General features: G+C 43.4%; 12 protein-coding genes and 2 tRNA genes. 7 read left to right on the top strand and 7 right to left on the bottom strand.

The window, feature by feature from the left end; all coding sequences use genetic code 11:
* Nucleotides 1-30 precede the first annotated feature (30 nt).
* Together AB4209_RS06430 and manA are read left to right on the top strand one after the other, a co-directional pair.
* Complete coding sequence (locus AB4209_RS06430; protein ID WP_372055215.1) at nt 31-1,197, top strand: glycerate kinase; 1,167 nt, start codon at nt 31-33, stop codon at nt 1,195-1,197.
* 2 nt (nt 1,198-1,199) lie between these two features.
* Entirely contained in the window at nt 1,200-2,387 is a 1,188-nt protein-coding gene (manA, locus tag AB4209_RS06425; RefSeq protein ID WP_102567512.1) for a mannose-6-phosphate isomerase, class I, read from the top strand.
* 231 nt (nt 2,388-2,618) lie between these two features.
* Here the strand turns inward: manA and AB4209_RS06420 are convergent, their stop codons facing one another.
* The gene (locus tag AB4209_RS06420; RefSeq protein ID WP_017062602.1) at nt 2,619-2,909 is read right to left on the bottom strand and encodes a putative quinol monooxygenase; all 291 of its coding nucleotides are present in this window, start codon (nt 2,907-2,909) and stop codon (nt 2,619-2,621) included.
* 240 nt (nt 2,910-3,149) lie between these two features.
* Nucleotides 3,150-4,292 (bottom strand): fatty acid desaturase, encoded by a 1,143-nt coding sequence (locus AB4209_RS06415; protein WP_017062601.1) that lies wholly within the window; start codon nt 4,290-4,292, stop codon nt 3,150-3,152.
* A 166-nt stretch (nt 4,293-4,458) separates the two neighbouring features.
* Here AB4209_RS06415 and AB4209_RS06410 point away from each other — a divergent pair, with 166 nt between their 5' ends.
* Nucleotides 4,459-5,004 carry an N-acetyltransferase gene (locus tag AB4209_RS06410; RefSeq protein WP_017062600.1) on the top strand — a complete coding sequence of 182 codons (546 nt, stop codon included), beginning with the start codon at nt 4,459-4,461 and terminating at the stop codon, nt 5,002-5,004.
* A gap of 168 nt (nt 5,005-5,172) precedes the next feature.
* On the opposite strand, the gene AB4209_RS06405 is transcribed toward AB4209_RS06410, so the two are convergent.
* From AB4209_RS06405 to AB4209_RS06385, 5 genes are all read right to left on the bottom strand, one after another.
* Nucleotides 5,173-6,198 (bottom strand): GGDEF domain-containing protein, encoded by a 1,026-nt coding sequence (locus tag AB4209_RS06405; protein ID WP_229647827.1) that lies wholly within the window; start codon nt 6,196-6,198, stop codon nt 5,173-5,175.
* Nucleotides 6,199-6,480: 282 nt separating this feature from the next.
* Nucleotides 6,481-7,416, bottom strand: coding sequence for a ribosome biogenesis GTPase YlqF (gene ylqF / locus AB4209_RS06400; RefSeq protein WP_029405588.1), 936 nt, complete (start codon nt 7,414-7,416; stop codon nt 6,481-6,483).
* A 167-nt stretch (nt 7,417-7,583) separates the two neighbouring features.
* The gene (locus tag AB4209_RS06395) at nt 7,584-7,898 is read right to left on the bottom strand and encodes a cytochrome c (RefSeq protein WP_017069125.1); all 315 of its coding nucleotides are present in this window, start codon (nt 7,896-7,898) and stop codon (nt 7,584-7,586) included.
* Nucleotides 7,899-7,986: 88 nt separating this feature from the next.
* Nucleotides 7,987-8,991: a low-specificity L-threonine aldolase gene (gene ltaE, locus AB4209_RS06390; RefSeq protein ID WP_372055212.1), complete on the bottom strand. Its 1,005-nt coding sequence runs from the start codon at nt 8,989-8,991 to the stop codon at nt 7,987-7,989.
* A gap of 39 nt (nt 8,992-9,030) precedes the next feature.
* Nucleotides 9,031-9,546, bottom strand: a complete 516-nt coding sequence (locus AB4209_RS06385) for an NUDIX hydrolase (RefSeq protein ID WP_372055210.1) — start codon at nt 9,544-9,546, stop codon at nt 9,031-9,033.
* A 288-nt stretch (nt 9,547-9,834) separates the two neighbouring features.
* Here AB4209_RS06385 and AB4209_RS06380 point away from each other — a divergent pair, with 288 nt between their 5' ends.
* The 4 genes from AB4209_RS06380 (at nt 9,835) to AB4209_RS06365 (ending at nt 13,342) form a co-directional block, all read left to right on the top strand.
* Nucleotides 9,835-11,490: an ATPase RavA domain-containing protein gene (locus tag AB4209_RS06380; RefSeq protein WP_017067123.1), complete on the top strand. Its 1,656-nt coding sequence runs from the start codon at nt 9,835-9,837 to the stop codon at nt 11,488-11,490.
* An 11-nt stretch (nt 11,491-11,501) separates the two neighbouring features.
* Complete coding sequence (gene viaA, locus AB4209_RS06375; protein ID WP_017064542.1) at nt 11,502-12,947, top strand: ATPase RavA stimulator ViaA; 1,446 nt, start codon at nt 11,502-11,504, stop codon at nt 12,945-12,947.
* Nucleotides 12,948-13,146: 199 nt separating this feature from the next.
* Nucleotides 13,147-13,220, top strand: a tRNA-Cys gene (locus tag AB4209_RS06370).
* Between the two features lie 46 nt (nt 13,221-13,266).
* Nucleotides 13,267-13,342: transfer RNA gene (locus AB4209_RS06365), tRNA-Gly, on the top strand.
* The last annotated feature ends 44 nt before the right edge of the window (nt 13,343-13,386 follow it).

The raw sequence follows: 13,386 nt of genomic DNA, 5'->3' as shown, positions 1-13,386 counted from the left end.
CACCTTGGTGGGCGGGAATGGTGAACGACAATGAAAATTGTAATTGCCCCTGATTCATTTAAAGAATCACTCGACGCTCATCAAGTTGCGTCTTGTATTGAGCTTGGGTTTGCTGACGTTTTCCCTCACGCAGAGTTTGTGAAAATGCCACTCGCCGATGGCGGAGAAGGCACGGTAGACGTGTTGCTAGACGCGCTTAATGGCAAGAAACAACAGTTGCAAACGACGGATCCAATCGGTCGCGAATGTACGGCTTATTGGGCATCGTTAGAGCAGACTTTTGATGGAATTAAGGTGAAAACTGCCTTGTTGGAATTTGCTCAAGCGTCGGGTTTAGACCTATTAACCGTAGAAGAAAGATCACCTTTAACTGCATCTTCGTTTGGCACAGGGCTATTGATTAAAGATGCTTTAGATCAAGGCGTTGAACAAATCATTATCGGCTTGGGCGGTAGCGCAACCAACGATGCAGGTGCAGGCATTTTACAAGCATTGGGAGGCAAGTTATTAGACAAGCAAGGCAACGAGCTATCTGGTGGCGGTGCCGAATTAAGTCAGCTAGCAAGCATCGATCTTGATGGGCTGCACCCGAGATGTAAAGAAGTCACGTTCGTGGTCGCGTGTGATGTAAATAATCCACTGTGTGGCGAAAGCGGAGCAAGTGCTGTGTTTGGTCCGCAGAAGGGAGCATCAAAAGCTCAAGTTGAACAACTTGATACTGCGATCGGACACTTTGCCGATATCGCTCAAGCGCGTACGGGTATTAATCATCGAGACACAGCTGGTTTTGGTGCGGCTGGTGGTACACCACTGGGGTTAAGTCTGGCATTCAATATCCAAATTAAAGCGGGTATTGAGATGGTACTAGATGCTTTGGATGCAGATAAGGTTCTTGAAGGTGCTTCACTGGTCTTGACCGGAGAGGGACAGATGGACAACCAAACCCTGCAAGGTAAAACACCTTTCGGTATCGCTCAGCGAGCTCAAAAGCTGAATATTCCAACGATAGGAATTGCGGGCTCTTTGGGGCAAGACGTTGAAAAGCTTTACGGTTCAATGTCTAGCTTATTTGGAACTGTACGTTCACCTCAGTCTTTAGACCAAGTTTTATTAGAAGCGAATCAAAACCTGACTCGTACTGCCCGTAATATCGCCGCCACGCTCAAGCTTGGCAGCCAGATTTTTAATGAGAAGTAATTATGTCTCTATTTAAACTCGACAACGTTATTCAAAACTACGCGTGGGGAAGCAAAGACTCCATTAACCAACTGTTTGGTATTGTGAACCCAAACCAAGAACCTCAAGCAGAGATTTGGATGGGTGCTCATCCAAATGGTTGCTCAAAAGTAGGCGATACCGGTGAGCCGCTTTCTCACATGATTGATGAAAATAGAATTGATGTCTTAGGTGGGTACACGGCGGCACGTTTCGGTGAACTCCCTTTCCTGTTTAAGGTGTTAGCCGCTGAAACACCGTTGTCGATTCAGGTTCATCCGAATAAGCGCAAATCTGAATTAGGTTTTGAGCGAGAGAATGCACTTGGTATCCCTTTGAATGCGTCAAATCGTAATTACAAAGATCCAAACCATAAGCCTGAGTTGGTTTATGCGTTGACCTTTTACAAAGCGATGAATGGCTTTCGTCCAATCGACGATATTATTGCCTTGTTCGAAGAAGCGGATATTCCTTCGTTAGCGATTGAGCTTAATGTACTGAAAGCCAATGCCGACAGTGATTCTCTGAAGTCTTTCTTTAGCGCAATTATGTCTCTTGAAGGTGAACGTAAAGAAGCCGCACTTGATGAGCTTTATGCTGCACATGCGCGACCAGCCAAAACGGTTATGGGGCGTGAAGCTCTGCAATACAGCATTGAATTCAAACAGCACTATCCGGGTGATATTGGTTTGTTTGCGCCATTAATGCTTAACACGGTTGAACTGGCGCCCGGTGAAGCGATGTTCCTGTTCGCAGAAACACCTCACGCTTATGTTCAAGGCACAGGTTTGGAGATTATGGCAAACTCAGACAATGTGCTGCGCGCCGGTCTTACACCCAAATACATAGACGTTCCTGAGCTTATCGATAACACGATCTTTGAGCCGATTAAGCCAGAAGATATTCGTCTTAAGCCTGTATTGAAAGAGGGCAAGATGAGCTATCCGATTCCAGTGGATGACTTTGGCTTTGATATCTTGTCTGCGACTGATGAGAGCAAGTCACAGTATTTACGTAGCGCGGAGATCTTGTTCTGTGTGGAAGGAGAGGCGACCGTCACTTCAGAAGGGCGGTCAGTTTCTCTTAAGCCCGGAGAATCGGTCTTTGTAAGTAGTAATTCAAGTGTTTACCAATATCAAGGGAATGGCATTTTGGCTCGTGCTTTTAACTAGTGCCCCCGTGCTAGCGATCAGCAAAAGAAATGTCAGAGTGCCACTGTAAAGTGGTACTCAATATTGGATTGATGGTTGTTACCTATCTGTCTTTGACAGTCATGATTATTGACCATACCCGCTACTCTGGCGGGTTTTTTCATTATTAGAATGAGCAGATATAAGCTTGTAGAAAAGACAAACCCTGCGATCAGAGCAGGGCTTTTTATTGAATTAGTACTGAGTGACTGGTTAGGCAATGTGCGTCATTTTATTAAGCACAAAGGTTTCAATACAACCTTCAGTCGCAGCCATGTAGTCAGCGATGTGTTGGCTCGCTAAGTGTTTCTCTAGATGAACTTCAGACTCCCAGTTCTCATGAAAAACGAAGTGAGCAGGGTTACTGTTATCTTGGTGCAGATCGTAGTTAATACAGCCGTCTTCAACACGGGTTTTATCGATCAATTTAATCATCTCAGCTTTTACAAGCTCAGTTTTGTCTTCTTTAGAGACGATCGTTGCAATAATAGTCAGTTTGCTCATTTTCAATTCCTTCGCTTTAAACTCGGTAAGTTTAAGTAATATAAGTATAAATTCAGAATGAAGAAAGAGTTCTGAAATCCAATAACTATGGTTCTTACCATCCACAATTCAAACTCGAGAGCATAGGGCCAGAGCCGAGTAGGTTATGCTTATTAAAAAAAAGCCCTCATAGCAATATGAGGGCTTTTGAATAAGAATCAAACTGTGTTGTTACTGGGGTGTTAAGCGTACTGTTTTACCTTAAGCGTATTGCTCAACCGTCATTGCCCAATTTTTCTTCTGTTGTTCGAAATTCATTTTGATTTGCTGATAACGAACCTTAAGAACAGAGTGTTCGTACTTCTTCACAACGTCTTCGCGCTTGCTTTCAAGTAGCTGTTTTTTAACTTCGTAATATTCGTTCATGTTTGATACTAGAGCATCAAACTCTTGTTGAAGCTTCTCTGCGATTTGTTGCTTGTCGGCACGATGCATGATTTTTTGCTGGGTGCGTTTAAGTAACATTGACGCTTCAGCTTTCTCAATACGAGCTTGAGGGGTTTTCTTAAGCTTACTTGCCAGTCCCATCAACGAAGCACTCTTAATCAACCATTTTGTCGGATCGTATTGCCACCAGTAGATGCCGTTACGGTAGTCGTTCTCAAAGATGTGGTGGAAGTTGTGGTAGCCTTCGCCGAAAGTGAGTACTGCTAACACACCGTTATCACGCGCTGTGTTTTTGTCAGTAAAAGGTTGGCTACCCCAGATGTGAGCAAGAGAGTTAATAAAGAATGTTGTGTGGTGGTTAAGTACCAAACGAACTGCACCTACGATTAACAACATGCCAATCACGTCACCGTAAATCACGCCTAAAGCGATAGGAACACCGAAATTCATTAGTAATGCTAACAGAACATAGTGCTTGTGCTGCCACATAACAATCTTATCTTTTTTAAGGTCACGGCAGTTTTCGTAGTTTTCGTACATTGAGGTGCTGTAATTACGAATCATCCAGCCAATGTGTGAGTACCAAAATCCACGTTTTGCAGAGTATGGGTCTTTGTCGTTGTTATCGACATGCTTGTGGTGAACACGGTGATCAGAAGACCAGTGTAGCGCGCTGTTCTGCAGGGCAAATGCACCACCTAATGCAAACAGGAATCTTAGGCTTGAATGCGCTTCAAACGCTTTATGTGACCATAAGCGGTGATAACCTGTCGTGATTGAAAGGTTACAGAACGTAAAGCAGATTGCTAGCCATATCCAGTGCTCCATGCCATAGCCAAAAAAGTAGCCATAAACGGGAGCCGCTACAACAGCAAGCAGCATACTAAAAGAGAACACAAAAATATTGAGCCAGATTAATGGCGGCTTTTTTGTAGATTGTTTGTCGGCACTATTCATTAGCAAATTTCCATTGGGCTTACATCTGTGCGCTAGAATATCAGCGTACACGTGTAAGTCAATATTGAAAGTGTAAACGTGTATTAGTATGTTTTGCTTAAATATTGTATAAAGGTAGTGTGAAATGTAGTAGCAAGTCATAAATGGAAGTACTAAGGGCTAATAAATGGAAATTAAGGTAGCTGAATATAAAGATTATGAGCGGATTGCCCAATTACACGCGGATAGCTGGAAGCTATATTACCGTGGCATTCTTGCTGATGATTACCTAGAACATGATGTTTTGGAGGACAGATCTGTTATTTGGCAGACTCGTTTGATTAATCCTCCTTTCAACCAACATGTTTTATTGCTTGAGGAAGGCGGTTTACTGGTTGGTTTTGTCTGCGCGTTCGGTAATCACAACTTTGAGCGTGGTACGTTCATCGATGCGTTACATGTAGATAATAATTATCGTGGACGAGGTGTAGGCAAGCGTCTGTTGTCTGAATTGTCGAAGTGGTTGCAGCAATACTATTCGGACTCAGGGCTTTACCTAGAGGTGATGTCTGAGAACCACCAAGCGATTGCTTTTTATCAGGCGATTGGTGGCAAAGAAGAACTAGAGCAAGTTTGGAACGCACCATGTGGCAGCCAAGTGAATGAAAAAGTGATTTCTTGGAGCTCTCCCGTTGAACTTGAACAGAAAACAGCGAGCGTTGTGTATTCTTAGTCGATTCTTGTTGAATACTGTTTTTTGCTGAGTAGCAGGTTCTTAACGAAGCTATTTTAAAGCAGAAGAACAAAGACAAAAGCCCCGAGTATTAAGTTGCTCGGGGCTTTTTTGATTGAATTAGTGGTCGTTTTAATGATTCGCAAAGATGCGTGAAATATTGGGCGATTAATCACACCATGTGATCTTATTCCTACCGCCTTTTTTCGAAATGTAGAGTGCTTGGTCAGCGTCGTCGATAAGCTGCTCGACAGAACCAAGGGCTTGATGGGCATGTTTCACACCGATTGAAATTGTTACTTCTAATCTAAGGCGAGTAGGGGATTCTAAAAGGGCATTAACCAGCGATTCAATTGAAGCCTCGGTTTCTCCTTGGACCAGCACCAAAAACTCTTCACCGCCGTATCGAAAGCAGTTACTGCTAGTCGGTAGTCGTTTTTGAATCTCATCGGCCAGTTCTTTAATCACCATGTCACCCATTTGATGGCCGTAGGTGTCGTTAATCGATTTGAAATGATCAATATCTATCATGAGCGATGTAATGGATCGCTGACGGTCTATGCTCGGTTCTATCACCTGATGAAGATAAAGGCGGTTGTAGCAGCCCGTTAGTGCGTCTTGATAGGAAAGGGCCTCGAACATATTAGATTGCTTGCGAAGCTGAATCGCTTGTTTGCGGAGTTGCTCGGATTGAGCGAAACGTTTGTGTACTTCCAGGTCACGTCTAACACAGGCCGCTGAGATTAGGATGTAAGCCGAGATATAAACGGAAATTGTTTCTATTTCATGCTCTGGCTCCGCTTCATAAAGCAGTGGCGCAAGGCCGATGAGATAAGCCAAAAAGATAAACGACAGCGTAGATATACTGTATCTGGCTGACAATCTTGAAAACGTACCAATGTAGATCATCACTAAAATGATGCCACCTTGGTAATCGAAGTTGTTCAGCTCGATGGCTAGTCGACCGATATAGACCAAGAAAAGTGAGCTAATTACAAGGAAGGCACTTTCTACGAGTTTCAAAACGTTGGGTTTGTTTGTAATACAGTATCTGGCGGCGGCCATCATCAATAAAAAAAGTATGACTCGGAAAATGATAGGCGTAATGCACTCGCTACCAAAGTGGATGTAGTCGGTGACGATAAAAGCACAGAATATTGAGATAGGGATGTAGATGAAATTTATGTACGGCAAATAAATTTCATTATCGAAATAGGTTTTAAATCTTTGATTCTTGAACCCAGAATAAGAGCGCATTGAGAAATTAGCCGAGATTGATACACAATAATTTGCGTAGTATGTCACAGTCTTTGGGATTGTAAACGACCATTTCTATAGATTTGTCAGTATGTTAGCTAGATCAACAAACGGTAGCGGGCAATATTCACGCTCTATTATCGATAGAGCGTGAATATCTAGAGGCTGGTGTAAGAGTGGTAAACAGAAATTAAAGCAGATTATAAAAACTAATCGCGATTAACGCTTGTTCTTCAGGTAACGCTTACGACGCTCTTCTTTTTTCTTAATCTGTTGTTCCGCTTTCAGCGCAGCCGCTTCTTCAACTTCGATCAGCTCTTGTGTGATCATTTCTGGCAACTCAAGCGTTACCTTACCTAAAGTGCCATTACGCAATTCGTGAAGCAGGATTTCTGAACATTTGTGAATGTCGATATGACCACCGGCACGAAGTGCACCACGCTTACGGCCAATCGCTTCCATCAGTTCGATGTCAGACTCAGGCAGCTCTTCAATTTGGTAGCGCTCTTGCAAAAGGTTAGGGTACTGTTTTGCTAGGTACTCTACTGTGTAAAATGCCACTTCATCGTATTCCATTGCTGTATCTTTTACAGCACCTGTTGCAGCCAAGCGGAAGCCACTGTGTGGGTTTTCTACTTTAGGCCAAAGGATTCCTGGAGTATCTGAAAGGATCACGCCATTTTGCAGATTGATACGTTGTTGGCGACGAGTTACCGCAGGTTGGTTACCAGTAACCGCAATCGTACGTCCAGCCAAGCAGTTGATGATGGTCGATTTACCCACGTTCGGGATGCCCATGATCATTGTACGAATGTTTTTGCCCATCTGTTCACGGTGCGGTGCCAGTTTACGTACCAGCTCCATAACGTGGTTAACTTCTTCTTTTACGCTAGTCGTAATCGCAATCGCTTTAACGCCTTGCTCCTTCTCGAAGTGCTCAATCCAACGTTGAGTCAGTTCAGGATCTGCAAGGTCACGCTTGTTCAGCACTTTTACACAAGGCTTATCGCCGCGCAGTGAAGAGATCATTGGGTTTTCACTACTGAACGGGATACGAGCGTCCAGTACTTCGATGATCACATCAACTTGTGGGATAACTTCTTCGATTTCTTTGCGGGCTTTATGCATGTGACCCGGAAACCATTGAATAGACATAGAGATAAACCTTGATAAATATATTTGCTGCACATTGTAAGGGTTGGATGATACGTGTAAAGGTATATCTATCCCGACCTTCAATGAGCTCAGTGAGTTTGCTTGAAGTATAGGCGACTTGGTGATGTTTATTTAGCTGATGATTGACCTATTGAAGGTGGGAGCCGCTAATCTTGTAAAGCGTAAAAAGCCGCTATGTCTTTCAAATCTTGATCGTTAAGCTTACTTAGTTGCGCTCGCATCATATCCGCGTAATCGCCCTGCCTATCTCCGGTTTGATACGCTTTCATTGTATTAAAGAGATAGGTTGGATCTTGGCCAGAAAGCTTAGGATAGGAGTTATTAGTCGATTGACTGGTAGGGTTATGACAAAAAACGCAGCTTGGTGATTTAACTTTACCTAGTTCAGCGTCGCCAAAATCAGAGGCATGAAGGTTAGAGGAAAGAGCTAGTAATATTAGAGCGAAGGTTGGGTAATGCACGTTTTTACTCCGATAAAAACATGATTATAAAGCTTCCCCTAAGAGGAAGCTCAAGTCTTATTTGTTCTGGGTGAACATTTAGTATGGCTTAAAGCGCATTTTCCAACTTAGTTAGGAAAGTAGCGATGTCTTCTGAACTGATATCTCTATGAGTAACAAATCGAACAGGGTTCCCTGGTGACATCGTAATGCCTTGTTCGCCCAGTTCGCGTGCGATTCGGTTGATATCCACAGACTCATCTAACTTAGCAAATACAATGTTAGTTTGAATGAAATCAGGGTTAACAGAAAAACCTTCTAGTTTGCTTAAACCAATCGCTAGATTTTTTGCGTTCTCGTGGTCAGCTTTAAGTTGAGTAACGTTCTCTGTTAAAGCCATTTTTCCCGCTGCGGCAAGAATACCTGCTTGGCGCATACCGCCACCGACCATTTTACGTAGTCGACGTGCTTTTGCGATGTATTCTTTGTTGCCAAGAAGTAATGAACCGATAGGAGCGCCTAAACCTTTCGATAAGCAAATCGTCATAGAATCGAAATGTTGTGCGATCTCTTTGATGTGTACATCTAATGCGACTGCTGCGTTATAGACGCGCGCGCCATCTAGGTGCATTTGAAGTCTGTGTTGGTTTACGAACTCACGTGCTTCCGCTAGATAAGACATTGGCAGGACTTTACCATTGATCGTGTTTTCTAAACTAAGAAGCTTGGTACGAGCAAAGTGGCTGTCGTCGGGCTTAATCGCAGCGGCAAGCTTTTTAAAGTCTAAAGTACCGTCTGGGTTATTCTCGATTGGTTGAGGTTGGATAGAACCAAGGACCGCAGCGCCGCCAGCTTCGTATTTGTAGTTGTGCGCCTGCTGGCCACACAGATATTCATCACCACGCTCACAATGCGCCATTAAGCCAAGAAGGTTGGCTTGTGTACCTGAAGAGGTAAACATTGCCGCTTCAAAGCCTGTCTCATTTGCTGCCCACTGTTCTAGTTCGTTGACGGTTGGGTCATCGCCATAAACATCATCGCCCACTTCTGCGTTTGCCATTGCGTCACGCATGGCTTGTGAGGGTTTAGTTACGGTATCAGAACGAAAGTCCATGTTTCTCTCCTAGAGTACTTTAGGTAGTCATATAATTGGCTATAGATGGCCGCATAGTTGGGCTTTACTTAAACAAGCGATAGTTTTGGTATCGGTAATTTGATCGTGTCGTATTTTGTCGTGCAGTTCTTCTAGACTCAGTTCGATCACCTCTATGACTTCATCTTCGTCGCATTTAAAGCGGGTGGTGAGGCTTAAGTCTTTGGCGACGAACAAATGCTGAATCTCATCACAGAATCCAGCTAAAGGGGTAACTTGCCCCAAGCTTTGAAAGGAAGTTGCGCTGTAACCGGTTTCTTCTTCCAATTCGCGCTGGGCACATTGAAGAGGTGTCTCACCTATTTCCATCGTGCCTGCGGGTAGTTCCAAAAGCCATTTCTTAAGAGAAGGGCGAAACTGGTTAATGAGGATGATTTTTCCAGACGAAGTGATAGGAAGAATAACTGCCGCGCCAGGGTGGTTGATTGTTGTATGTTTTACCACGACGTTCGTAGGGAGCGTCACGTTCTCTTCTATGAGAGAAATACTTTTCCATTTATGGATAACTTTACTCATGCAGTCTGGCCACATTCCTTGCCAATTTTTCGTATAACGGAAGACGTGCACCACCATAACGTCTATGGTGTCGAAAATAAAAGAAAAATTAGGTTTCGCAATAGATTTAGTTTCACGCCGTTCGTGATGTTACTCTCATAATTGGAATCTATGATTGCGCCAAAATTACCGACGTAACCATCTGATATAAATGCAACTCAATAATAAAATACACTTGTAACAAAGTGCTAACAAATGTATAAAAACAATTCTACACTCTCAACTGTTCAAAGATTTTCGGAGTAACGCATGAACCCTTCTATTTCTTCACATGCTGACAAGGCGCTACTCTCTGAAAGAATCAACAAATTAGCGCACGCTCTCTCTGATGGTGTCTACGAAAGAGAAGACACAATTAAGCTTTGTTTACTGGCCGCTTTGGCTGGTGAAAGCGTGTTCCTATTAGGCCCTCCGGGTATCGCAAAAAGCCTTATCGCTAAACGTCTCATTCAGGCTTTTGACAACAGTAGTTACTTCGAATATTTGATGACTCGCTTCTCTACTCCAGAGGAAGTGTTCGGCCCACTAAGTATCCAAGAATTAAAAGACAACGGTCGTTACGTAAGACTGACCGAAGGCTACCTACCAACTGCACAAGTTGTATTCCTCGATGAGATCTGGAAAGCCGGCCCTGCAATCCTAAATACGCTACTTACTGTCGTTAACGAAAAGACTTTCAAAAACGGCAGCGATATTGAACGTGTACCTATGCGTCTACTCGTGTCGGCATCCAACGAACTTCCAGATGAAGACAGTGGCTTGGAAGCACTTTATGACCGTATGTTGGTACGCGTGTTCGTAAACCGTATTCAAAACAAACAAAACTTCAAATCGATGCTGACAACGGGTACTTCTCAAGAAGCGGTAATTCCAAAAGGTTTGGCGATTACGGATATTGAATATCATCAATGGCAGAAAGAGCTCGATAAGCTGGAACTGACAGACAATTCGTTTGATAAGTTGTTTGAACTAAAAACCATGCTTGAAGAGACGGTTAAGAAGCAAGGCTCTGCTTCAGAGTCAGAATTGTATGTATCAGACAGACGCTGGAAGAAGGCCGTTAAACTATTGAAAGCGAGTGCGTTCTTCAGTGGTCGCGATAGCGTGAACCCGCTGGATATTATGCTTCTGCAAGATTGTTTGTGGCATAGCCCAGAATCACGTGATGTGGTTCGTAGCGTGGTGAAAGACTTTGCATTGAACCGAGCGTTTGATCAACAAGAGTCGAAAGCTCAAATTGAAATGTCTCGTGAAGAGTTAGAAGAGATTCAAGACGATGTTGAATCAACGTTGTCGGTGTCACTTTCTATGGAGTCAACTAGTGGCTTGTTGCGTAAAGATGTTTACCAGAATGACATCAAGAACGCGAAAATGTACAGCGTGGGCAGTGCTTACAATCTAGTGAAACTGGTTATGCTGCAAAGCAACATGTCGGTTTCTGAATCTGAGAAAGGCGATAGCCGTTGGGTATACGTAGCCAAAGACGATTTTGATCGTGTTCTTAAAGAAGGTCACGGTGATATTTACGGTTACGTAAACGAAAATAAAAACCTATGCCGTTTAAAACTCGACTTGGATGCATCAAACCAATTAGTGATTAAAGACATCGCCAATCGCTCTGTATTGGTGAGTGTGGTTACTACTGACGGTTTAGACCAAGAACTGTACAACAAGTGGTTGAGTGGCGCTGAGAAAGCCTTAGAACAGTTAACTGAAGCTGAATTCAAGTTAAAACGCGTTCGTACTGAATTCCATGATGCATTACCTCATAACTATATTGACCCTGATTTACCAAAAGCGATGGAAGCAAGTTTGCAATCGGTAACGCAAGATCTTGAAACCACGAAAGTGAAGAGTGCCAAGATCGCTCAGCGTATTAAGTTTATGAGCCAGTACTTCGAGTAAGAGGAGAGCATATGTTAGGAGCAGACGGCTTAAACCTCGCTTTGATGGTAGCTGATTCCGGAATCATTGATACCGCGATGAATGATCTCATCGCTCGTTCTCAAGTCATGATGGCTGCAGAGAACAAAGGTGTGAAAACATCAGTGAAAAACCACTTAGTCAAATGGCGCGGTAAAGTAAAAAAACGCGTCACCAAGGTGTGTGAAACTGATCGATTCCAAGAGGAAATCGCCCTTTATCAAGAAGTGATTTACTGGGATGAACCTCAGTTCTTTGATGAGATAGACAGTGTTATCAAAAAGCTCGAGTGGCACTCAGCGTTTTATCTACAAGCTCGACGCCTTATGGAGAACAACAAGGGTGTTTATAACGCGATGTTTCCACACTACTTTTGCGACCAATGGTACCAATCACTTTCTGATGCGATTAAACAAGCTCAAGTAACTGAACTTGAAACAAGCAAAGAAAAAGTCTTAGCCGATCTTTATCAGCGCATGGAAACCATGAAAAACATGGATAAAGTGACTGAGTCGGGTGATGAAGGCAGTGTAGGGCGCTTGTGGGACATGGCTTCTGCCAAATTAAGCAAAACAGACCTTACCATCATGAAACGTCATGCTGAGTTCTTGAATAAGCACAAGGGCTTGCAAGAGATCGCTGAAAAGCTAGGCCGTATGGCTGGTGAGGAAGATGATCCTTCGCTACACAAAGCCCCTGTAGAAGAATTGCAGGTGGTTGAAGAGAAAAGCGATGAAGCGGTCGATGATATTGTCGGGATTCATGAAAGTGATGACCTTAACAAGATGCTGCCAAACGAAACCATGTTCTTAGCTTATCCTGAACTTGAGGTTATCTTTTACAAGCACTTGGCCGACAAGCGTTTACTGAGCTATCGCTCGCAAGGTAAATCACGCACGTTACGCAAAGTGAAGGCGCAAAAACCAGATAGCAAGAACATCGATATTGAAAAGGGCCCGTTTATCGTCTGTGTGGACGCTTCGGGTTCTATGAGTGGTTTCCCTGAGCAGTCTGCTAAAGCAATGGCTTATGCCTTAATGCAAATTGCTCTTGCAGAAGAGAGAGACTGTTATGTGATTCTTTTTTCTTCTGAGCAGATTACCTATGAGTTAACAAGGCAAGATGGCCTACGTGAAGCGAGCGACTTCTTAAGTTACTCATTCCACGGCGGTACGGATTTGGAACCTGTTCTCATGAAGTCGATTGACCTAATGACTGGTGATAAATACAAGAATGCCGATTTAATCGTACTTTCTGACTTTATTGCGCCGAAACAATCAGACGAAATGATTGCTCAGGTTGAAAAGTTGAAAGAACACAAAAACCGTTTCCATGCGGTTAGTCTTTCTAAGTATGGCAACCCTCAACTTATGACTATGTTTGACCACTGCTGGGCGTATCATCCGAGTCTTGTCGGTCGTTTTATGAAGAAGTGGTAGCGCTAGAACATCTTGTTTAACTCGATTTTGCTGTGTGTTTTTTGATTAAAGAGATCGAACATGCAGCAATTTGATTTAAATGTCAGCAAACGGAATTTAAATTCACTTTTTTGTTTGACTATCTCCCCTCAATCCGTAAAGTAGGCACCCGAACACAGCGGTGCGGCTTACTTAAGTCCCTAAAGTGTTGAATTAAAAAGGCGCCTTGGCAGAGTGGCTATGCAGCGGATTGCAAATCCGTGGACCTCGGTTCGACTCCGGGAGGCGCCTCCATTCTTTTTCTTAGCTTGATAAGTTAAGAGATATTAAGAATGAAAATGCGATACTAGCTCAGTTGGTAGAGCGCAACCTTGCCAAGGTTGAGGTCATCGGTTCGAACCCGATGTATCGCTCCAAATTTTGTAGTGTTGATTCATTTTGACATTAAGATGGTGTTTTA

Source organism: Vibrio sp. 10N.286.48.C11 (genome assembly GCF_041469805.1).
Taxonomy (GTDB): Bacteria; Pseudomonadota; Gammaproteobacteria; order Enterobacterales; family Vibrionaceae; genus Vibrio; species Vibrio crassostreae_C.
Note: the sequence above shows the minus strand (reverse complement) of the source record. Positions and strands in the feature narration are given on the sequence as shown.